The following is a 21834-nucleotide window of genomic DNA, read 5'->3' on the forward strand; positions in this document are numbered from 1 at the left end:
AAGCCCCCAGGGAGAGATCGCTCATGTACCGCTTCTTCGAACAGCTCAGTTCGCGCATCGCCGCCCCCTTCATGGGCGAAAGCTCGCGCAACAGCAAGATCTGGCCCTGTCGTTGCGGGCAATCACTGTTCTTTCGCAACAGCCAGTGCCTGGCCTGTTCGGCCGCCCTGGGCTATCAACCCGAGCAGAGTCGCCTGTCCTCGCTGCAACCGGGCGTGCAGCCCGACACCTGGCTGCTCGATGTCGATCCCTCTGCCGGCGTGTTCCGTCGCTGCGCCAATCTCGATTCTCCCGCCGCCTGCAATTGGCTGCTATCGGCCAATGACCACGATGCCCTATGCATCGCCTGCAGCCTGAACCGTACCATCCCCGATTTATCCATCGCCGAAAACCACGAGCGCTGGCGCAAGGTGGAAACCGCCAAGCGCCGCCTGATCGCACAACTGCTCAGCCTCGGATTGCAGGTCATCCCGAAAACCCTGGACGAAGAAACCGGCCTGGCCTTCGACGTCATCGGTGTCGATCTCGAAGGCAAGGCACCGACCACCGGCCACGCCAACGGCCTGATCACTCTCGATATCAAGGAAGCCGACGACGCCCATCGCGAACAGGTGCGGGTGCAGATGCACGAACCCTATCGCACCTTGCTCGGCCATTTCCGCCACGAAGTCGGGCATTACTATTGGGACCGCTTGATTGCCAACAGCGATTGGCTGCAACCCTTTCGCGACCTGTTCGGCGATGAACGTGCCAGCTACGCCGATTCCCTGGAACGGCATTATCAGCAAGGTGCGCCGCTCGACTGGCAGCAGCAGTACGTCAGCGCCTACGCCACCATGCACCCATGGGAAGACTGGGCTGAAACCTGGGCCCACTACCTGCACATGATGGACGCCGTCGACACCGCGCTCGGCTTTGGCATGAGCGCGCGGGAAATGGATTTCGACTACCAGCCGTTTCCCTCCAGTACCCTTTACGATCCGCAGCACCCCGGCGGTGCCGCGTTCCTGTCATTCGTCAACGCCTGGATCGAACTGGCCGGCATGCTCAACGAGCTGTCGCGCAGCATGGGCCAGCCGGATTTCTACCCCTTCGTGCTGCCGCCGGCGGTGATCGCCAAGCTGCACTTCATCCACCTGGTGATCCAGCGCGAAGGCGGCAGGGCGGATGAAGTACTGGCACAATAGTTGTGCATGATGGCAATTCAGTTTCAATTAAGTTCGTTTCGCTAAGGTGGCCCCCGTAGGCAACACATAAAAAATACGGAGACACCCCATGAAATCCTTTACTGCCCTGTTCGCCGCATCCCTCATCAGCCTGACCGCCAACCTCGCCCAGGCACGCGACCTCGGCCCCGACGAAGCCCTGAGGCTGCGCGACGCTGGTACCATTGTGTCTTTCGAGAAGCTCAATGCCACGGCGCTGGCCAAGCACCCCGGTTCCACCGTCACTGAAACCGAACTGGAAGAAGAGTACGGCAAGTACATCTACCAGGTTGAACTGCGCGACCCGCAGGGCATCGAGTGGGACCTGGAGCTGGACGCCGTCAGCGGGCAGATTCTCAAGGATCATCAGGACACGTAATGACGCTGCAATCCTTTTCCCATCGACGCGCCAGCGGCCGCCTGGCCCTGGCGCTGCTGGTGTTCTGCTCGGTGGCCGTGGCCCGCGACCTCGACCAGGACGAGGCCCTGCGCCTGCGCCAACAGGGCGTGATCCTGCCGCTCGAGCAGCTTCTGCAACAAGCGCTGGATCGTTATCCGGGGGCCAAGCTGCTGGAAGCCGAGCTCGAGGAGAAACACGACGTCTACATTTATGAAGTCGAATTGCTGACCAGCGAAGGCGTAGTCCGCGAGCTGGACATCGACGCCACCACCGGCCATTTACTCAAAGACAAGGAAGATTGACCGATGCGTTTGCTCCTGGTGGAAGACCACGTGCCGCTGGCCGACGAACTGCTGGCCGGCCTCAATCGCCAAGGCTATGCCGTGGACTGGCTGGCCGACGGCCGCGATGCAGTGCACCAGGGCAGCACCGAACCCTATGACCTGATCATCCTCGACCTCGGCCTGCCGGGGCTGCCCGGGCTTGAGGTATTGTCGCAGTGGCGCGCCGCTGGCCTGGCGACGCCGGTGCTGATCCTCACCGCCCGCGGTTCCTGGGCCGAGCGCATCGAAGGCCTCAAGGCCGGCGCCGACGACTACCTGACCAAGCCTTTCCACCCGGAAGAACTGCACCTGCGCATCCAGGCCCTGTTGCGCCGCTCCCACGGCCAGGTCAATCAACCGACCCTGAAGGCCGCCGGGCTGCAACTGGATGAGGGCCGCCAGTGCGTGACCCGCGACGGCGCCGACATCCAGCTCACCGCCGCCGAGTTTCGCCTGTTGCGCTACTTCATGCTGCACCCGGAACAGATCCTGTCCAAAAGCCACCTGGCCGAACATCTCTACGACGGTGAAACCGAGCGCGATTCGAACGTGCTGGAAGTCCACGTCAATCACCTGCGGCGCAAACTCGGGCGCAGTGTGATAGAAACCCGTCGCGGCCAGGGTTACCTGCTCGGTGGGCAAGCCCGGTGAGGTCAATCCAGCGCCGTTTGAGCCTGGGCCTGATCAGCGTGATGGTGATCGTCGGCCTGGTGTTGGCGCAAACCAGCCTGTGGCTGTTCGAAGTGGGATTGCAGCGCTACCTCGAAGCCGGGTTGCGCAACGACAGCGAAAACCTGTTGGTGGCGCTGGTGCGCGGCCCCCAGGGTTTGCAACTGGATGAGCGGCTGCTGTCGCCGGCTTACCAGCGGCCGTTTTCCGGCCACTATTTCCGTATCGATTTTGCCGACAGCCATTGGCGCTCCCGTTCACTCTGGGACCAGGAACTGCCACGCCTCGAACGCCCGGGCCTTGAGAGCAACCTGCAATTGGGCCCGGAAGGCCAGCAACTGCTGGTGCTGCGTTCGGACTATCGGCGCCTCGGCCAGTCGATTTCCATCAGCGTGGCCCAGGACTACACCCCGGTGCGCGACAGCTTCCAGCGCATGCGGCAGATCGGCCTCGGGCTGGGATTGGCGGGCCTGCTGCTGATCCTGCTGCTGCAACGGCTCACCGTGCGTCGCGCCTTGCGCCCGCTGGAAAAGGCCCGGGAACAGATCGCGCAACTGCAACAGGGCCAGCGCTCGCAACTCGACGACCGGGTGCCGATCGAGCTGGAACCGCTGGTGACCCAGATCAACCATTTGCTGGCCCACACCGAAGACAGCCTCAAGCGTTCGCGCAACGCCCTGGGCAACCTCGGCCACGCCTTGAAAACCCCGCTGGCGGTGTTATTGAGCCTGGCCTCCAGCGAGCAACTCGACGCCCACCCGCAACTGCGCCAGGTGCTCAAGGAGCAACTGGAACAGGTCCGCCTGCGACTCAACCGCGAACTCAACCGCGCCCGCCTGGCCGGCGACGCATTGCCGGGAGCCTTGTTCGATTGCGATACCGAACTGCCGGGCTTACTCGCCACTCTGAACATGATTCACGGCGAACACCTGCACCTCAGCTATGCCGCGCCCACAGGCCTGCAATTGCCCTGGGACCGCGAAGACCTGCTGGAACTGCTCGGCAACCTGTTGGACAACGCCTGCAAATGGGCGGACGCCGAAGTTCGCCTCAGCGTGGTCGAAACCGCACAAGCCTTTGAGCTAAGCGTAGAAGACGACGGCCCGGGAATTCCCCAAGACCAGCGCGATCAGGTAATCAGCCGCGGCACCCGCCTGGATGAACAGACCGACGGCCATGGCCTGGGCCTGGGCATCGTGCGCGACATCGTCGACACCTGGGGCGGGGAGTTACTGCTGCAGGAAAGCGAATGGGGCGGCTTGAAAGTGACCATCGACTTGCCCAAACGCTGAAACAACGAGGCGATCAACGCCCCTCAAGCAACCCGGCCGCCTGATCCAGCAAGGCCAACGGATCCTTCGCCTTGTGGATATCCACCGACAGCAACTGGCGAAACTTGCGCGCCCCCGGAAACCCGGTACCCAGCCCCAGCACATGGCGAGTGATATGGTGCATCGCGCCACCGGCTTCCAGGTGCGCAGCGATATAAGGTCGCAACTGCGCCAACGCCTCGGCGCGAGTGATCACCGGCGCGGTGCTGCCAAACAACTGCTGATCCACCTCGGCCATCACATAGGGATTGTGATAAGCCTCACGCCCGAGCATCACCCCGTCGAACGTCTGTAAGTGCTCATGACAGGCTTCCAGGCTCTTGATCCCGCCGTTGAGAATAATCTCCAGCTCCGGAAAATCCGCCTTCAACCGCGCAGCCACGTCATACCGCAGCGGCGGAATGTCGCGATTCTCCTTCGGCGACAACCCCTCCAGAATCGCAATCCGCGCATGCACCGTAAAGCTGGTGCAACCGGCATCACGCACCGTGCCAACGAAATCGCACAGCTCTTCATAGCTGTCACGCCCATTGATCCCGATCCGATGCTTGACCGTCACCGGAATCGACACCGCATCACGCATCGCCTTCACACAATCGGCCACCAACTGCGGATGCCCCATCAGGCACGCCCCGATCATATTGTTCTGCACCCGGTCACTGGGGCAGCCAACATTCAGATTCACCTCATCGTACCCATGCTCCTGCGCCATCCGCGCACAGGCCGCCAAATCCAGCGGCACACTGCCACCCAACTGCAACGCCAACGGATGCTCGGCTTCATTGTGTCGCAGGAAGCGCTCGTGATCGCCGTTGAGCAGGGCACCGGTGGTGACCATTTCGGTGTAGAGCAGCGCGTGTTTGGAAAGCAGGCGCAGGAAGAAACGGCAGTGACGGTCGGTCCAGTCCATCATCGGAGCGACGGAGAAACGGCGGGAGAGCGGGGCGGGTGTGGCGTTGGATACGGACATGGGGGATCTGGAATCGGTGAGGCTGGGAGGTGGGGGAGTTTATCAGGATTGGGGGTTTGGTGAGGCTTGCGCCTTTCTTCAGCCATCGGAAACACCGTATTTAGTTACGTTTTCAACGACTGTTGAGCGCGTGTTTAAAAATACCCAGTGATACTTCGCACTGACTACAACACCTTGCGTCGTTGCCTACAGCTGAGACAGAATCCGCCGGCTTGTGCGTCCAGGGCATGGGTTCTATCGTTTGCCGGTCACTGAAAAAACCAGTGATCGGGTTTGGTAGGCCCGTAGCATCGACGCCTTGCGTCACCTTTTACTGTCCAATGTTAGGGCGGTGTTTTTATGGTGGCCATGCGCAGGGCTCCTTCGGGAGCGCCGGTTACGATGCCCGGTCTACCAACCTTCGTATGGTCGCCACCCTTCGTTTGGTAGCGAGGAGGTGATGGCTCCTGTTAAATAGCATCGGAGTTCCATCCATGTTCAAGGTCACACCCAACCCGCCGGACACCGACCCGGCATCCCCGTACGAAACCCTCGATTCAAAAAAACTCCACGACGCCGCCGAGCGCGCCCTCGACTACCACCTGAAGCCTTTCGCGACCAACTCAAAAAAGCTCGCCGAACGATTGGAAAATCCCAGAGTGCCAGCGGATGCGCTGCATGGGATGCCGGACTGCTACAAGATCAAGTTGAAATCGTCCGGGTACAGGCTGGTGTGTGAGGTTATTGAAACGCGCATCGTGGTTTCGTTAGTGGCAGTGGGGAAGCGAGAGCGTAGTGCGGTGGATGAGCGGGTGAAGAAGCCTCGTTGAGCGGCTGCTGTAGGTTCAGCAAGCGTAACCGAGCTACATAAATCTCGGACATTGCCTACAACTCGATCGAGACTCACCTCGATATTCTGGTCACCGACCTGCAAAAATCTGAATCTTGTGTGACGCCCGGGCTTTCCTTGACCAGGCAGGAGTTACCCCGTGAATATGATGAACTGCAACGGCTACGCCGCCCGCATTGACTACAGTGACGAAGACGGCCTGTTTGTTGGACACATCGTGGATATCAAGGATGTCGTGGGTTTTCATGGCGAGTCGGTCAGTGAACTCCGAGCGGCATTTGAAGAGGCCGTCACCGATTACCTGGAGACCTGCGCCAAACTCGGACGCGCACCGTAGAAACCCTACTCGGGTAACCTGAGCTTGTGCCTGGCGCAGAGCCCAATGAATACGAGCGGAGCAACGATCATGGAATACGACGAAAAACTGATTGAAGACGCCGTGCTTGCCCTGTTGGCAACCTTCAGTTCTGACGACGGCAATGCCTGGAAAGGGTTCGACTTCGAGATCATGAACCAATTGCATGAACAGGGTTTCATCAGCAATCCGGTGAAAAGGAACAAATCGATCTGGTTGACGCAGGAAGGGCTGGAGCGAGGTCGGCAGATAGCCGATCGATTGTTTGGGGTAGCTCCAGGGGAGCCTGCATCCGACTCGCGTTCCTGAGTGCCACATGAGAACAAGTCAGCGGTAACGCCACCATTGGACAGGTGGTTTTTTGGATTGCATACGGATGAACAGGAGGTGTTGGGAAGGCGCAGTCCTCTACCTTCACCACTTGGTGCGGGGGCGTTGTCGAGTGTGAAAGACACCGAGGATTTGAAGGCGATCGCCGCGCACGCGATAAGGAATTAGATAGGACCAGTTTGGTACTGCCCATTCGCGCGTCTGTTTGACTCGCCCTTCACGGCCCATGGCCGGAAACTGAGCCAATTTATCTACACTGGCGAAAATTGCATCGGAAAAGTCGTCAGCGGCCTTGGGATTTTCAAGAGCAATATAGTTGGCTTCGTCTTCCAGGTTTTTAAGTGCTTTTTCCAGCCACTCAACCCGCATTCCGACTCCAGCGCCGAGCACGCATCGCCGCCACTTGGTCTTCGGTGGCGAAATTGCCTTGGTCGGCTTCCTTTACCGCCAATTCGATCTGTGCGGTCAGCGTCCTTTCGTGCTCGATGTAGTCGCGCAGAACATCCATCGCCAGGTAGCTTGCAGTTTGGCCGTTTGTCTTGGCCAGTTCGGCGAGAGAATTCGACAGGTCTTCCGGCAGGTCCAGGGATATCCCAGTCATGGCAGCCTCGATGATGGACGTTTGTCGGGCATCTTACACCGTCAAGCGCCCGCTTGAATCAACAGGCTGTCGCGAGGTATGTCTCGACGTGGATCATTTTATTTTCTGCACAGATTTAGCCGGTTGCTGGAGATGATAGAGGCAGAAAGGAACGCAGGCTAAACAAGGTCATCTTCATCGTCTTGCAGGTTGCGATACCAGCCATACAACGCCAAGGCAAGGATGGCGAAGATGATGACTATGAGGAGGACGGCTATGTAACGCTTTTTACTCAGTGCCTTCGGCGTGAGTGTCTGTTTGGAATGCGTCCTTGCCGGTGAGCGAATGTAAGCTCCCGGAACACAGCTGTCTTTAATACATAAGTTTGGGGGAGGGGGAGAGATTGGATGGACGCCAGGAGAGCTGTGCGAAAATCACCAATCCTGAACGAACCCTGTCACTCATCCAGGTTTCATTATAGGCGACGGGTCAGCGGCCTAGGATGGAGGTGCCAGCTCAAATCACCGCACCTCCCCGCAGGAATCCGAAAATGATCTCAACCCAAATCAAAGTCGCGCTCATCGCCAGCGCTTTACTGTTGAGCGCCTGTTCGGGGACAAGTAGCCACAGCTGTTATTCCGAAGACTGCCAGCCGTCTGCCGGCTTTATCCCAAGTCACAGCAACAACCCCGGCAAATTGAATTTCCAGGGCAGTGCGCTTGGCAGCAGTTTCAGCGAATACAGCTCAGGTTTGCTGCAGGGCGACTGATTCGTCGCGAATTTCAGAACGGCCTTCTTGATCCGACGATCAAGTTTCAACGCTGTGCAAACGTATCCGCCCGACTCCCCGACACCTTCCGGCAATGCACCAACGCATCGCGAATCATGAAGTTCACCAGCGTCGGTGACACCCCCAACTCCTTGGCAATGTCCTTCTGCGGCACGCCATGCAAGCGGTACATCTCAAAGGCATAACGCGTCCGGCTTGGCAGTTCGGTCAGGGCGTCGGCGATGTTTTCCAGGGTGGAAAAGTTGATGTGCGAGGTTTCCGGGGAGGCGCCCTGGATGACCACGTTCAGGCCTTCTTCTTCCGGTCCGGAATACTTCAGCTCCAGGGCCTGCTTGCGGTAGTGGTCGATCGCCAGGTTGCGCACGATCTGGAACAGGTAGCTGAGCTGCGCCTTGAAGGAGGAGGTGATGTTCGGCGCCGATTGCAGGCGGAAGAACGCGTCCTGCACCACATCTTCAGCGCGCGAGCGGCAGCCGGTGATGCGCGCTGCAATCTTGACCAGTATCAGTCGATTGTCGACGAATGCCTGAAGTAGCGGCGAATCGCACCTGCGTGTGGACACTTGTTCCGTCATGGATATCACCCTGCTGCCAAAAGGTTGGTGGGACGACAAGAAGATCCGGGGGGTCGCCCTACACATCGAGCGACAAATTATGTTGAATGATAATGATTGTCAATTGAGAAAGAGAAGTAATGCTCCTCAAAGGTGCAGAGTGAGAACTGCGACACGCTGTCGCGCCACAGCCTGGTTGGCGCGCAGGGCAGTCGACTAATTATTTGCCAAGGTCATCCGTTCTCATTGGTGAATGGCTTCGGGCTGCAGCCCCGGACACCACAGCATTGCCAATGCCTTGCGCGGTCGGCGAAGACCGCGTCCTGCATGCCCCCCAATGGGGCGTGACGTTACGACACCGATTCCAATTGCAAGCCGAATTCAGGCAGGAAACCTCATGACCGACGCGTTCGAACTCCCCAGCACACTGGTCCAAGCCCTCCAGCGCCGCGCGGCCCTGACGCCGGATCGGGTGGCCTTGCGTTTTCTCGCCGAAACCCAGGACCAGGCTGTGGTGCTCAGTTATCGCGAGCTGGATCAGCGCGCGCGGACCATTGCCGGCGCGCTGCAGGCCGAGGCCGGTTTTGGCGATCGCGCGGTGTTGCTGTTTCCCAGTGGTCCTGATTACGTCGCGGCGTTTTTCGGTTGCCTGTATGCCGGGGTGATCGCGGTGCCGGCCTATCCGCCGGAGTCGACGCGTCGGCATCATCAGGAGCGTTTACTGTCGATCATCGGCGATGCCGAGCCGCGCCTGTTGCTGACCAGCGCCGGCCTGCGCGATTCGCTGCTGCAGATTGAAGGGGCGCCGCCGTTGCTGTGTGTCGATACCCTCGACAGCGTCCACGCCGAACGCTGGGTCGCGCCGGACCTGGCAGGCGATGACATCGCCTTCCTGCAATACACCTCCGGTTCCACTGCATTGCCTAAAGGCGTGCAGGTCAGCCACGGCAATCTGGTGGCCAACGAATTGCTGATCCGCCGCGGTTTCGGCATCGACCTGAACCCCGACGATGTGATCGTCAGCTGGTTGCCGCTGTACCACGACATGGGTTTGATCGGCGGCCTGTTGCAGCCGATTTTCAGTGGCGTGCCGTGCGTGTTGATGTCGCCGGCGTACTTCCTCGGCCGGCCGCTGCGCTGGCTCGAAGCGATCAGTGAATACGGCGGCACCATCAGCGGCGGGCCGGATTTTGCCTATCGCCTGTGCAGCGAACGGGTCAGTGAGACGGCCCTGGAACGCCTCGATTTGAGCGGCTGGCGCGTGGCCTATTCCGGATCGGAACCGATTCGTCTCGACACCCTGGAACGTTTCGCCGAGAAGTTCGCCAGCTGCGGTTTCACTGAAGACAGTTTCATGGCCTCCTACGGTCTGGCGGAAGCCACGCTGTTCGTTGCCGGTACTCCGCGTGGCCAGGGCATCGGCAATTTGCGGGTGGACGACCAGGCCCTGGCGCAGAACCGTGCCGAAGCCGGCGAGGGCAGCGCGATCATGAGCTGCGGCATCAGCCAGCCGGAGCACGCGGTGTTGATCATCGACCCGGCGTCGCTCAGCGAACTGGCTGACAATGCGGTCGGTGAAGTCTGGGCCGCCGGCCCGAGTATCGCCCACGGTTACTGGCGCAACCCCGAGGCCTCGGCCAAGACGTTCGTCCAGCATGCCGGCAAAACCTGGCTGCGCACCGGTGACCTGGGCTTCAAACGCGACGGTGAGCTGTTCATCACCGGGCGCCTGAAAGACATGCTGATCGTGCGCGGGCACAACCTTTATCCACAGGACATCGAGCAGACCGTCGAGCGTGAAGTGGAGGTGGTGCGCAAGGGGCGCGTCGCGGCCTTTGCGGTGAATGTCGACGGTGAGGAAGGCATCGGCATCGCCGCGGAAATCAGCCGCAGCGTGCAAAAAATCCTGCCGCCCGAGGCCTTGATCAAGGCCATCCGCCAGGCGGTGGCCGAGGCCTATCAGCAAGCACCGAGCGTGGTGGTGCTGCTCAATCCGGGCGCCTTGCCCAAGACGTCCAGCGGCAAACTGCAACGCTCGGCGTGCCGCAATCGCCTGGCGGATGGCAGCCTCGACAGTTACGCGGTATTCCCTTCGGCGGTCAGCGAAAGCGCAGGCAACAGCGAATCCGGCTCGGAGTTGCAAAGCCTGATCGGCCAAATCTGGTGCGAGCAATTGCAGGTCAAGCAGGTTGCTGCCGACGATCACTTCTTCCTGCTCGGCGGTAACTCCATCGCGGCCACGCAGGTGGTGGCTCGTCTGCGCGAACAACTCGGCCTGGAGCTGAACCTGCGCCTGCTGTTCGAAGCGCCGACCCTGGGCGCGTTCGCCGAAGCGGTGGCCCGGCAACAGCAGGACGGAGGTCTCACCCAAGGCGCGATCAGCACGCTGTCGCGCACCGAGGCCATGCCGCAATCCCTGGCGCAAAATCGCCTGTGGATCACCTGGCAACTCGATCCGCAGAGCAGCGCCTACAACATCCCCGGTGCCTTGCGCCTGCGCGGCGAACTGGACGAAGACGCGCTGCACAGCAGTTTCCAGCAGTTGATCGAGCGCCACGAATCCCTGCGCACGCACTTCTTCGAGCGTGACGGTGTGGCGTTGCAGCAGGTCGATGCGGCAACGCAATTCAATTTGCAGTGCATCGACATCAGTGATCTGCCGATGGCCGAGCGTGAAGCCCGGGCCTGGCAAATCCGCGAGGACGAAGCGCGCACCCAGTTCGATCTGGAGAAAGGTCCGTTGCTCTGGGTAACGCTGGTGCGCCTCGACGACGAAGATCATCAGTTGCTGGTGACGATGCACCACATCATCGCTGACGGCTGGTCGATGAGTGTGTTGATCGACGAATTTTCCCGGCTGTACGCGGCGGCGTCTCAAGGACAACAGGCCACGCTTGCGCCACTGCCGACCCAGTACGCCGACTATGGCAGCTGGCAGCGCCAATGGCTGGCGCAAGGGGAGGGCGAGCGTCAACTGGCTTACTGGAAAGCGCAGCTGGGCGATGAGCATCCAACCCTCAGCCTGGCCACCGACCACCCGCGCTCGGCGCAACAGCTGCACAGCGCCGCCCGCCACACCGTGCGGCTGGACGCGACGCTTTGCGATGCGATTCGCCGCACCGCCCAGGCTCACGAAGCCACGCCGTACATGCTGTTGCTCGCCGCGTTCCAGACCTTGTTGCATCGCTACAGCGGTCAGCGCGACATTCGCATCGGCGTGCCGAATGCCAACCGTCCGCGCCTGGAAACCCAAGGTCTGATCGGCTTCTTCATCAACACCCAGGTGCTGCGCGCCGAGGTGGATTCGCGCCTGTCATTCGTAGAATTGCTGGCGCAATCCCGGCAGGCCGCGTTGGGTGCGCAGGCGCATCAGGACCTGCCGTTCGAGCAACTGCTCGAGGCCTTCCCCCAGGCCCGTGAACAAGGGCTATTCCAGGTCATGTTCAATCACCAGCAACGGGATCTCAGCGCTCTGAAACGCCTGCCCGGGCTGCTCGCCGAAGAGCTGTCGTGGCACAGCCGCGAGGCCAAGTTCGACCTGCAGTTGCAGAGCGAAGAAGACCGCAACGGTCGTTTGAGCCTGTCGTTCGACTACGCCAGCGAGCTGTTCGATACCGCGACCATCGAACGCCTGGCCGAGCATTACAGCCACCTGTTACGCGCCGTCAGTGAGCAACCGGAAACCGCCATCGCCGACCTGCCACTGCTGACCGCAACTGAAATAGATCAGCAAGCCGGGTGGGCCGTTGCACCGTGCCGGCCCGCCAGCCAATGGCTGCCGGAACTGCTCAACCAACAGGCACGCCAGACCCCGCAACGCACCGCGTTGATGTGGGAGGGTGGCAGCCTCGATTTCGCCGAGCTGCACACCCAGGCCAATCGCCTGGCCCATTACCTGCGCGACAAAGGCGTCGGTCCGGATGTCTGCGTGGCCATCGCTGCCGAGCGTTCGCCGCAACTGTTGATCGGCCTGCTGGCGATCATCAAGGCCGGTGGCGCTTATGTGCCGCTCGATCCGGATTACCCGGCCGAACGCCTGGCCTACATGCTCAGCGACAGCAACGTCGATTTGCTGCTGACGCAAACACGGTTGCTCGATCGCCTGCCGGCCAGCGAAGGCGTCAGCGTCATCGCCATGGATGCACTGCATCTGGAGAGTTGGCCGAGCCATGCGCCGGGCCTGCACCTGCACGGCGACAACCTGGCCTATGTGATCTACACCTCCGGCTCGACCGGCCAACCGAAAGGCGTCGGCAACAGCCACGCGGCCCTCGCCGAACGTCTGCAATGGATGCAGAACACTTACCGCTTGAATGAAACCGATGTGCTGATGCAAAAAGCGCCGATCAGTTTCGACGTGTCGGTGTGGGAGTGCTTCTGGCCGTTGATCACCGGGGCCCGGCTGCTGATTGCCGGGCCGGGTGAACACCGCGATCCGCATCGCATCGCGCAGCTGGTCCGAGCGTACGGCGTGACCACGCTGCACTTCGTGCCGCCGCTGCTGGCGTTGTTCATCGACGAACCGCTCAGCGCCGAATGCACCAGCCTGCGTCGGCTGTTCTCAGGTGGCGAAGCGCTGCCGGCTGAACTGCGCAACCGCGTGCTGGAACAACTGCCGGCGGTGCAATTGCACAACCGCTATGGCCCGACCGAAACCGCGATCAACGTGACCCATTGGCACTGCACAGCCGCCGATGGCGAGCGCTCGCCAATAGGTCGACCATTGGGCAACGTGGTCTGCCGTGTCTTCGACAGCGATCTCAACCCGGTTCCGGCCGGTGTGCCGGGTGAGCTGTGCATCAGCGGTATCGGCCTGGCCCGCGGTTACCTCGGCCGTCCGGGCCTGACCGCCGAGCGTTTTGTCGTCGATCCACTGGGCGAGCAGGGCGCGCGCCTGTACCGCACCGGTGACCGTGCGCGCTGGACCGCCGATGGCGTGATCGAATACCTCGGACGTCTCGATCAGCAGGTCAAACTGCGCGGCTTTCGTGTCGAGCCGGAAGAAATCGAAGCGCGGCTGTTGGCTCAGGACGGCGTCACCCAAGCGGTGGTGCTGGTCCGCGAAACTTCAGCCGGTGCTCAGTTGATCGGTTACTACACCGCCGATTCCGTTGAATCCGAAGAAGCCCAAAGCACCCGCCTGAAAACCGCATTGGTGGCCGAACTGCCGGAATACATGGTCCCGGCACAACTGATGCGCCTGGACCAGATGCCCCTCAGCCCGAGCGGCAAACTCGACCGTCGGGCCTTGCCGGAACCGCAGTGGCAGGTGCGCGAACACGTCACGCCTGTGACTGAACTGGAACAGCAGATCGCCGACATCTGGCGTCAAGTGCTGGGCCTTGCACAAGTCGGCCTGCGCGATGACTTCTTCGCCCTCGGCGGGCATTCGCTGCTGGCCACGCAAATCATTTCCCGCACCCGCCAGGCCTGTGACGTCGAGTTGCCGCTGCGCGCGTTGTTCGAACACAGTGAGCTGGGCGCGTTTGCCGAGCAGGTACGCCTGATCCAGGCCAGCGGGCGCACCAACGAACAGCCGCCGATCGCCAAGGTCGACCGCAGCCAACCGGTGCCGCTGTCCTATTCCCAGCAGCGCATGTGGTTCCTCTGGCAGATGGAGCCGGACAGCCCGGCCTACAATGTCGGCGGCATGGCGCGCTTGCGCGGGGTGCTGGATGTCGAGCATTTCGAGGCTGCGTTGCAGGCCTTGATCCTGCGTCATGAAACCCTGCGCACCACTTTCCCGAGTGTCAATGGCGTCGCGCGTCAGCAGGTGCATGCCGAGCCTGGCGTGCGCCTGGACCGCAAGGACTTCACCGCGCTGGACGCCGATGGCCGTGAGTGGCAAGTCCAGCAACTGGCCGACGATGAGGCGCACCAGCCCTTCGACCTGGAAACCGGGCCGCTGCTGCGCGCCTGCCTGGTCAAGACCGCAGAGCAGGAACACTACCTGGTGCTGACCCTGCACCACATCGTCACCGAAGGCTGGGCGATGGACATCTTTGCCCGGGAACTCAGTGCGCTGTACGAAGCCTTGGTCGACGACCGCGAATCGCCGCTGGCACCACTGCCGGTGCAGTACCTGGATTACAGCGTCTGGCAGCGCCAATGGCTGGAGTCCGGTGAGCGTCAGCGCCAGCTCGACTACTGGACGGCGCAACTGGGCCATGAGCATCCGCTGCTGGAATTGCCGGCCGACCGTCCGCGTCCGCCGGTGCAAAGCCACCAGGGCGAGTTGTACCGATTCGACCTCAGCGATGAGCTGGCGGCACGGGTCCGCGCCTTCAACGCGCAAAATGGCCTGACCCTGTTCATGACCATGACCGCCGCCCTGGCCACGTTGCTGTACCGCTACAGCGGCCAGACCGACCTGCGCATCGGCGCGCCGGTGGCCAACCGCATTCGCCCGGAAAGCGAAGGGCTGATCGGCGCGTTCCTCAACACCCAGGTGCTGCGTTGCCAGCTGGATGGGCAGATGTCCGTCGGCGAGTTGTTCGAGCAGGTTCGTCATACCGTGATCGAAGGCCAGTCCCATCAGGACCTGCCGTTCGATCATCTGGTGGAAGCCTTGCAGCCACCGCGCAGCGCCGCCTATAACCCGTTGTTCCAGGTGATGTGCAACGTGCAGCGCTGGGAGTTCCAGCAGAGCCGCACCCTGGCCGGCATGACCGTCGAATACCTGGCCAACGATGCCCGCGCGACCAAGTTCGACCTCAACCTGGAAGTCACCGACCTCGACCATCGCCTCGGTTGCTGCCTGACCTACAGCACCGACCTGTTCGACGAGCCGCGCATTGCGCGGATGGCCGCCCATTGGCGCAACTTGCTGGAGGCGCTGATTGCCGATCCCCGGCAGCGCCTCAGCGAGTTGCCATTGCTCGAAGCCGGCGAACAACAACAGCTGCTCGACAGCCTCGGCGTCGAGCCTGGCGAGCATCGACTCGACCAGTGCATCCACCAGCTGTTCAGCGAACAGGCTCTGGCACGCCCCGATGCGTCGGCACTGACCTTCGCCGGGCAGACCCTGAGCTACGCCGAACTCGACCGCCGCGCCAATCGCCTGGCCTGGATGCTCCGCGAGCGTGGCGTCGGCCCGCAGGTGCGCGTGGGCCTGGCGCTCGAGCGTTCCCTGGAGATGGTCGTCGGCCTGCTGGCGATCCTCAAGGCCGGTGGCGCCTATGTGCCGCTGGACCCGGAATACCCGCTGGATCGCTTGCACTACATGATCGAAGACAGCGGCGTCGGACTACTGCTCAGTGACTCGGCGATGTTCCAGGCCCTTGGCGATCTGCCCGCGGGCGTTGGCCGCTGGTGCCTGGAAGAGGACAGCACGGCGCTGGCCATCTACCCGATCACCGAGTTGCCAAACATCAGCCTGCCGCAACACCAGGCCTACCTGATCTACACCTCGGGCTCCACCGGTAAACCGAAAGGCGTGGTGGTGTCCCACGGCGAGATCGCCATGCATTGCCGCGCGGTGATCGAGCGTTTCGGTATGCGCCCGGACGACTGCGAGCTGCACTTCTATTCGATCAACTTCGATGCCGCCACCGAGCGTCTGCTGGTGCCGCTGCTGAGCGGTGCCCAGGTTGTGCTGCGTGCCCAGGGCCAATGGGACGCGCAAGAAATCTGCGGGCTGATCCGTCGCCACAACATCAACATCCTCGGCTTCACCCCGAGCTACGGCAGCCAGTTGGCGCAGTGGCTGGCAACGCAAAACTCAACCCTGCCGGTGCGCATGATCATCACCGGCGGCGAAGCGCTGACCGGTGAACACCTGGCGCGGATTCGTGCAGCGTTCAATCCAGAGCTGTTCTTCAACGCCTACGGCCCGACGGAAACCGTGGTCATGCCACTGGCCAGCCTGGCGCCCGAAGTGTTGGAAGAGGGCGCCGGCAGTGTGCCGATCGGCAGCGTGATCGGCGACCGCGTGGCCTACATTCTCGATGCCGACCTGGCGTTGGTGCCGCAGGGCGCAACCGGCGAGTTGTACGTCGGTGGTGCCGGCCTGGCCCAGGGTTATCACCAGCGTGCGGGCATGACCGCGGAGCGCTTCGTGGCCGATCCATTTGCCGGCAACGGCGGACGTATCTACCGCACCGGCGACCTGGTGCGCCAGCGCGCCGATGGCCTGGTGGAGTACCTCGGGCGTATCGACCATCAAGTGAAGATTCGCGGTTTCCGCATCGAGTTGGGCGAAATCGAAACCCGTTTGCTGGAACATGCATCGGTGCGTGAAGCCGTAGTGCTGGCGCTCGATGCGCCGAGCGGCAAGCAACTGGTGGGCTATCTGGTCTGCGACTTCGCCGAACAGGACGAGGCGCAACGAAGCGCTCTGCGCGAATCACTCAAGTCGCACCTCAAATCCCAGCTGCCAGACTACATGGTGCCCACGCACCTGATCCTGCTGGCGAGCATGCCGCTGACCGCCAACGGCAAACTCGACCGCCGCGCACTGCCGGCGCCAGACCCGGAGTTGAACCGCCAGCAGTATGTGGCGCCCAGCAACGAGCTGGAGCTGACGTTGACGCAGATCTGGTGCGAAGTGCTGAACGTCGAACAGGTCGGGCTCAACGACAACTTCTTCGAACTCGGTGGCGATTCGATCCTGTCGATCCAGGTGGTCAGCCGCGCACGCCAGCAGGGCATTCACTTCAGCCCCCGCGACCTGTTCCAGCACCAGACCGTGCAGACCCTCGCCGCCGTGGCGACCCGCACCGAGCAGGTCACCGCCGAGCAAGGCCTGATCAGCGGCGAGTCGCGCCTGACGCCAATCCAGCACTGGTTCTTCGACACCGCCATTCCCCAGCGCCAACACTGGAACCAGGCGTTGCTGTTGCAACCGAGCGTGACCCTGGAACCCCATCGCCTGGAGCAAGCGCTGTTGGCGGTGATTGAACAGCACGATGCGTTGCGCTTGCGCTTCAGCCAAGTGGACGGTCAATGGCAAGCCCGGCACCAGGCGCTGTCCGATATGCCGGTACTGTGGCAAGTGCGCGTCACCTCCATGGACAAATGCGCCGAGCTGTTCGCCGACGCCCAGCGCAGCCTCGATCTCGCAGAAGGGCCATTGCTGCGTGTGCTGCTGGTCGATGGTCCCGAAGGTCAGCAACGCTTGTTCATCGCGGTTCACCACCTGGTGATCGATGGCGTTTCCTGGCGCGTGCTGTTGGACGATCTGCAAAACGTCTATCGCCAACTCGATGCGCAACAACCGGTGAAACTGCCGGCCAAAACCAGCGCCTTCAAGGACTGGGCTGCACGCTTGCAGGCCTATGCCGGCAGCGAATCCCTGCGTGAAGAACTCAGCTGGTGGCAGGCGCAATTGGCCGGGCCGAGCGCCGAACTGCCCTGTGATCGTCCACAAGGTGGCCGCGAGCATCGGCATGCGCGAACCGTCAGCGTGCGCCTCGACAGCGAGCGCACCCGGCAATTGCTGCAACAGGCGCCGAGTGCTTATCGCACCCAGGTCAACGACCTGCTGCTGACCGCGTTGGCCAGAGTGTTGTGCCGTTGGAGTGGTCACGAGTCGGCACTGATTCAACTCGAAGGCCATGGCCGCGAGGCGCTGTTCGACGAGATCGACCTGACCCGCACCGTCGGTTGGTTCACCAGCGCCTATCCGCTGCGCCTGACGCCCTCGAACATCGAGGAGGCGGCCGGGCAGGGCGCGTCGATCAAGGCGATCAAGGAGCAACTGCGTGCCGTGCCGCACAAAGGGCTGGGTTATGGCGTGCTGCGTTACCTGGCGGATGAGCCGAGCCGCCAGCGCATGGCCGAGCTGCCGGCGGCGCCGATCACCTTCAACTACCTGGGTCAGTTCGACCAGAGCTTTGCCGCCGATGCGCTGTTCCATCCACTCGATGAAGCCATCGGCGCGGCCCACGATGCCGGGGCGCCGCTGCCGAATGAATTGAGCGTTGACAGCCAGGTCTATGGCGGCGAGTTGGTGCTGCGCTGGACCTTCAGCGCCGAACGTTTTGAGCCACAGACCATCAACCAGTTGGCCGATGCTTATCTGGGCGAATTGTGCAGCCTGATCGAGCACTGCCTGGGCGATGACGCGGGCGGCCTGACGCCGTCGGACTTCCCGCTGGCGAAGCTGACCCAGGCGCAACTGGACGCGCTGCCGATACCCGCCACCGCGATCGAAGACGTCTACCCGCTGACGCCGATGCAGGAAGGCATGTTGCTGCACACCTTGCTGGAACCGGGCACCGGCCTCTATTACATGCAGGACCGTTACCGCATCAACAGCGAGCTCGATCCACAGCGTTTCGCCCAGGCCTGGCAAGCGGTGATCGCCCGCCACGAAGCCCTGCGCGCATCGTTCTGCTGGAACGTCGGCGAAGACATGCTGCAGGTTATCCACAAGCCGGGCAGCACGCCGATCGAGTACCTGGACTGGAGCGAAATCGCCGACGCCGCGCAGGAGCCCAAGCTGCAAGCCTTGCTCAAGTCCGAGCGCGAGGCCGGGTTCGATCTGCTCAATCAGGCACCGTTCCACCTGCGCCTGATCCGGGTGGGCGCGGCGCGTTACTGGTTCATGATGAGCAACCACCACATCCTGATCGATGCCTGGTGCCGTTCGTTGCTGATGAACGACTTCTTCGAAATCTACACCGCCCTCGGCGAAGGCCGGGAAGCGCAGTTGACCGTGCCGCCGCGTTACCGCGACTACATCGCCTGGTTGCAACACCAGAGCCTTGCTGAAGCGCGCAATTGGTGGAAAACCAACCTGCAAGGCTTCGAGCGGACCACGCCGATCCCGAGTGACCGGCCGTTCCTGCGCGAACATGCCGGCGACAGCGGCGGCATGATCGTCGGCGACCGCTACACCCGCCTCGATGCCCGTGACGGTGCACGCCTGCGTGAGCTGGCTCAGGCCCATCAGCTGACCATCAACACCTTCGCCCAGGCGGCTTGGGCCCTGGTATTGCGCCGCTTGAGCGGCGATCGCGACGTACTGTTCGGTGTCACCGTGGCGGGGCGTCCGGTGCAGATGCCGGAGATGCAACGCACCGTCGGCCTGTTCATCAACAGCATCGCGCTGCGAGTGAAAATGCCTGACGACGATCAGCGTTGCAGCGTGCGTCAATGGTTGAGCGGTCTGCTCGACAGCAACATGCAACTGCGTGAGTACGAGTACCTGCCGCTGGTGAGCATTCAGGAAAGAAGCGAACTGCCCAAGGGCCAGCCGCTGTTCGACAGCCTGTTCGTGTTCGAAAACGCCCCGGTGGAAGTCTCGGTGCTGGACCGTGCACAAAGCCTGAACGCGACCTCGGACTCGGGCCGCACCCACACCAACTTCCCGCTGACGGCGGTATGTTATCCGGGTGATGACCTGGGCCTGCACCTGTCCTACGACCAGCGTTATTTCGATGAGTCCACGGTCGAGCGCATGCTTGGCGAGTTCAAGCGCCTGCTGTTGGCATTGGTTGAAGGATTCCATGGCGACATGGCGGACCTGCCGCTGCTGGGTGCCGAGGAGCAGGACTTGCTGATTCACGGCTGCAACCAGAGCGAACACGCCTACCCGCTGGAACAGAGCTACGTTGCCTTGTTCGAAGCGCAAGTGGCTGCGCATCCGCAGCGGATTGCCGCCAGTTGCCTGGATCAGCAGTACAGCTACCTGGAGCTGAACCAGCGCAGCAACCGCCTCGGCCATGCGCTGATGGTGGCGGGAGTCGGGCTGGATCAGCCGGTGGCGCTGCTGGCCGAACGCAGCCTCGATCTGCTTGGCATGATCATCGGCAGCTTCAAGGCGGGTGCGGGTTATCTGCCGCTGGATCCGGGGCTGCCGAGCCAGCGTCTGAGCCGCATCATTGACCTCAGCCGCACGCCGTTGCTGGTGTGCACTCGGGCCTGCCGTGAGCAAGCCGTTGCACTGCTGGAAGAGTTTGGCTGTGCCAGTCGGCCTCGGTTGCTGGTTTGGGAGGAGGTGCAGGCGAGCGATGCATCGATGGCCAATCCGGGCATCTTCAGCGGACCGGATAACCTGGCCTACGTGATCTACACCTCCGGTTCCACCGGTTTGCCCAAGGGCGTGATGGTCGAGCAGCGCGGCATGCTCAATAACCAGTTGAGCAAGGTGCCGTACCTGGACCTGAGCGAAGCTGACGTGATTGCCCAGACCGCTTCGCAAAGTTTCGATATTTCCGTGTGGCAGTTCCTCGCCGCGCCGTTGTTCGGCGCGCGGGTGGACATCGTGCCGAACAGCATCGCCCACGACCCGCAAGGTTTGCTCGCCCACGTTCAGAGCCAGGGCATCAGCGTGCTGGAAAGCGTGCCCTCGCTGATCCAAGGCATGCTCGCCCAGGAGCGCATGAGCCTCGATGGCCTGCGCTGGATGCTGCCGACGGGGGAGGCGATGCCACCGGAACTGGCCCATCAATGGCTGCAGCGCTATCCGCAGATCGGCCTGGTGAATGCCTATGGCCCGGCGGAATGCTCGGATGACGTGGCGTTCTTCCGCGTCGACATGGCCTCCACGCGCGGCAGCTATTTGCCGATCGGTACACCGACCGACAACAACCGCCTGTACCTGCTCGACGGTGCGCTGGAGCTGGTGCCGCTGGGTGCGGTGGGCGAGTTGTGCGTCGCAGGCACCGGGGTTGGGCGCGGCTACGTCAGCGATCCGCTGCGCACCGCCCAGGTGTTCGTGCCGAACCCGTTCGGCGCACCGGGCGAGCGTTTGTATCGCACCGGCGACCTGGCCCGTCGTCGCACTGACGGCGTGCTGGAGTACGTCGGGCGTATCGACCATCAGGTGAAGATTCGCGGCTACCGCATCGAGCTGGGTGAAATCGAAGCGCGCCTGCATGAACAACCGGAAGTTCGCGACGCGTCGGTCGGTGTGCAGGAAGGGGTCAATGGCAAGCATCTGGTGGGTTATCTGGTTGCAGCGGATTCAACGCTCAATCCGCCTGAACGCCTGGAACGCATCAAGCAACGCCTGCGCGCCGAGCTGCCGGAATACATGGTGCCGCTGCACTGGCTGTGGCTCGACAAGCTGCCGCTCAACGCCAACGGCAAACTGGACCGCAAGGCCCTGCCGGCGCTGGAGATCGGCCAGCTGCAAAGCCAGGACTACCAGGCGCCGCGCAACGAGCTGGAGCAGACATTGGCGGCTATCTGGGCCGAGGTGCTGAAGGTGGAGAAGGTGGGCATTTGCGACAACTTCTTCGAACTGGGCGGGCATTCGCTGCTGGCCACGCAGATCGCCTCGCGGGTGCAGAAAACCCTGCAGCGCGATGTGCCGCTGCGGGCGATGTTCGAATGCAGCACGGTGGAGGAACTGGCCGGGTACATCGACGGGTTGGCGGCCAGTGACATCACCGAGGAGAAGGTGGATCGGTTGAATGATCTGATGGCGGAGCTGGAGGGCCTTTGATTCTCTAGCGCCTGTGAATCCCTCATCGCCAGCAGGCTGGCTCCCACAGTTGATCGCGTTCAACTGTGGGAGCCAGCCGGCTGGCGATGAGGTTGTACGTATGCAT

Annotated in this window: 13 protein-coding genes and 1 pseudogene; 10 read left to right on the forward strand and 4 right to left on the reverse strand. The window is 62.1% G+C overall.

The window, feature by feature from the left end; genetic code table 11:
- Positions 1-23 precede the first annotated feature (23 nt).
- From ACYP2Q_RS16260 to ACYP2Q_RS16280, 5 genes are all read left to right on the forward strand, one after another.
- Positions 24-1187, forward strand: a complete 1164-nt coding sequence (locus ACYP2Q_RS16260; RefSeq protein WP_459731374.1) for a zinc-binding metallopeptidase family protein — start codon at positions 24-26, stop codon at positions 1185-1187.
- Positions 1188-1275: 88 nt separating this feature from the next.
- Positions 1276-1584 carry a PepSY domain-containing protein gene (locus tag ACYP2Q_RS16265; RefSeq protein WP_459731375.1) on the forward strand — a complete coding sequence of 103 codons (309 nt, stop codon included), beginning with the start codon at positions 1276-1278 and terminating at the stop codon, positions 1582-1584.
- Positions 1584-1907, forward strand: coding sequence for a PepSY domain-containing protein (locus ACYP2Q_RS16270; RefSeq protein ID WP_459731376.1), 324 nt, complete (start codon positions 1584-1586; stop codon positions 1905-1907). The genes ACYP2Q_RS16265 and ACYP2Q_RS16270 overlap by 1 nt, the downstream gene beginning before the upstream one ends.
- Before the next feature lie 3 nt (positions 1908-1910).
- Positions 1911-2579: a response regulator transcription factor gene (locus ACYP2Q_RS16275; RefSeq protein ID WP_459731377.1), complete on the forward strand. Its 669-nt coding sequence runs from the start codon at positions 1911-1913 to the stop codon at positions 2577-2579.
- Entirely contained in the window at positions 2576-3889 is a 1314-nt protein-coding gene (locus ACYP2Q_RS16280; RefSeq protein ID WP_459731378.1) for a sensor histidine kinase, read from the forward strand. The genes ACYP2Q_RS16275 and ACYP2Q_RS16280 overlap by 4 nt, the downstream gene beginning before the upstream one ends.
- A 13-nt stretch (positions 3890-3902) precedes the next feature.
- On the opposite strand, the gene dusA is transcribed toward ACYP2Q_RS16280, so the two are convergent.
- Positions 3903-4898, reverse strand: coding sequence for a tRNA dihydrouridine(20/20a) synthase DusA (gene dusA / locus ACYP2Q_RS16285; protein ID WP_459731379.1), 996 nt, complete (start codon positions 4896-4898; stop codon positions 3903-3905).
- A 473-nt stretch (positions 4899-5371) separates the two neighbouring features.
- On the opposite strand from dusA, the gene ACYP2Q_RS16290 reads away from it, so the two are divergent.
- The 3 genes and pseudogenes from ACYP2Q_RS16290 to ACYP2Q_RS16300 all read left to right on the forward strand — a co-directional run bounded on the left by ACYP2Q_RS16290 (position 5372) and on the right by ACYP2Q_RS16300 (position 6391).
- Positions 5372-5707 (forward strand): type II toxin-antitoxin system RelE family toxin, encoded by a 336-nt coding sequence (locus ACYP2Q_RS16290; protein WP_459731380.1) that lies wholly within the window; start codon positions 5372-5374, stop codon positions 5705-5707.
- Positions 5708-5866: 159 nt separating this feature from the next.
- Positions 5867-6061: pseudogene (locus ACYP2Q_RS16295) on the forward strand (type II toxin-antitoxin system HicB family antitoxin); the annotation flags it as partial.
- 72 nt (positions 6062-6133) lie between these two features.
- Entirely contained in the window at positions 6134-6391 is a 258-nt protein-coding gene (locus ACYP2Q_RS16300; protein ID WP_459731381.1) for a DUF6429 family protein, read from the forward strand.
- A 105-nt stretch (positions 6392-6496) separates the two neighbouring features.
- Here the strand turns inward: ACYP2Q_RS16300 and ACYP2Q_RS16305 are convergent, their stop codons facing one another.
- Together ACYP2Q_RS16305 and ACYP2Q_RS16310 are read right to left on the reverse strand one after the other, a co-directional pair.
- On the reverse strand, positions 6497-6781 hold the full coding sequence (locus tag ACYP2Q_RS16305; RefSeq protein WP_046816215.1) for a type II toxin-antitoxin system RelE/ParE family toxin: 285 nt from the start codon (positions 6779-6781) through the stop codon (positions 6497-6499).
- The gene (locus ACYP2Q_RS16310; RefSeq protein ID WP_459731382.1) at positions 6771-7013 is read right to left on the reverse strand and encodes a CopG family ribbon-helix-helix protein; all 243 of its coding nucleotides are present in this window, start codon (positions 7011-7013) and stop codon (positions 6771-6773) included. The genes ACYP2Q_RS16305 and ACYP2Q_RS16310 overlap by 11 nt, the downstream gene beginning before the upstream one ends.
- Before the next feature lie 529 nt (positions 7014-7542).
- Here ACYP2Q_RS16310 and ACYP2Q_RS16315 point away from each other — a divergent pair.
- Positions 7543-7761, forward strand: a complete 219-nt coding sequence (locus ACYP2Q_RS16315) for a hypothetical protein (protein WP_459731383.1) — start codon at positions 7543-7545, stop codon at positions 7759-7761.
- A gap of 46 nt (positions 7762-7807) precedes the next feature.
- On the opposite strand, the gene ACYP2Q_RS16320 is transcribed toward ACYP2Q_RS16315, so the two are convergent.
- Positions 7808-8356 (reverse strand): RNA polymerase factor sigma-70, encoded by a 549-nt coding sequence (locus ACYP2Q_RS16320; RefSeq protein ID WP_459731384.1) that lies wholly within the window; start codon positions 8354-8356, stop codon positions 7808-7810.
- 376 nt (positions 8357-8732) lie between these two features.
- On the opposite strand from ACYP2Q_RS16320, the gene ACYP2Q_RS16325 reads away from it, so the two are divergent.
- Complete coding sequence (locus tag ACYP2Q_RS16325) at positions 8733-21728, forward strand: non-ribosomal peptide synthetase (RefSeq protein WP_459731385.1); 12996 nt, start codon at positions 8733-8735, stop codon at positions 21726-21728.
- Positions 21729-21834: the final 106 nt, after the last annotated feature.

It is taken from the genome of Pseudomonas sp. MHK4 (assembly GCF_054600775.1).

Excerpts from the sequence above, each read along its gene's own strand:
- ACYP2Q_RS16260 (WP_459731374.1), top strand. The coding sequence starts at position 24 with ATGTACCGCTTCTTCGAACAGCTCAGTTCGCGCATCGCCGCCCCCTTC.
- ACYP2Q_RS16265 (WP_459731375.1), top strand. The coding sequence starts at position 1,276 with ATGAAATCCTTTACTGCCCTGTTCGCCGCATCCCTCATCAGCCTGACC.
- ACYP2Q_RS16270 (WP_459731376.1), top strand. The coding sequence starts at position 1,584 with ATGACGCTGCAATCCTTTTCCCATCGACGCGCCAGCGGCCGCCTGGCC.
- ACYP2Q_RS16275 (WP_459731377.1), top strand. The coding sequence starts at position 1,911 with ATGCGTTTGCTCCTGGTGGAAGACCACGTGCCGCTGGCCGACGAACTG.
- dusA (WP_459731379.1), bottom strand. The coding sequence starts at position 4,898 with ATGTCCGTATCCAACGCCACACCCGCCCCGCTCTCCCGCCGTTTCTCC.
- ACYP2Q_RS16290 (WP_459731380.1), top strand. The coding sequence starts at position 5,372 with ATGTTCAAGGTCACACCCAACCCGCCGGACACCGACCCGGCATCCCCG.
- ACYP2Q_RS16300 (WP_459731381.1), top strand. The coding sequence starts at position 6,134 with ATGGAATACGACGAAAAACTGATTGAAGACGCCGTGCTTGCCCTGTTG.
- ACYP2Q_RS16305 (WP_046816215.1), bottom strand. The coding sequence starts at position 6,781 with ATGCGGGTTGAGTGGCTGGAAAAAGCACTTAAAAACCTGGAAGACGAA.
- ACYP2Q_RS16310 (WP_459731382.1), bottom strand. The coding sequence starts at position 7,013 with ATGACTGGGATATCCCTGGACCTGCCGGAAGACCTGTCGAATTCTCTC.
- ACYP2Q_RS16315 (WP_459731383.1), top strand. The coding sequence starts at position 7,543 with ATGATCTCAACCCAAATCAAAGTCGCGCTCATCGCCAGCGCTTTACTG.
- ACYP2Q_RS16320 (WP_459731384.1), bottom strand. The coding sequence starts at position 8,356 with ATGACGGAACAAGTGTCCACACGCAGGTGCGATTCGCCGCTACTTCAG.
- ACYP2Q_RS16325 (WP_459731385.1), top strand. The coding sequence starts at position 8,733 with ATGACCGACGCGTTCGAACTCCCCAGCACACTGGTCCAAGCCCTCCAG.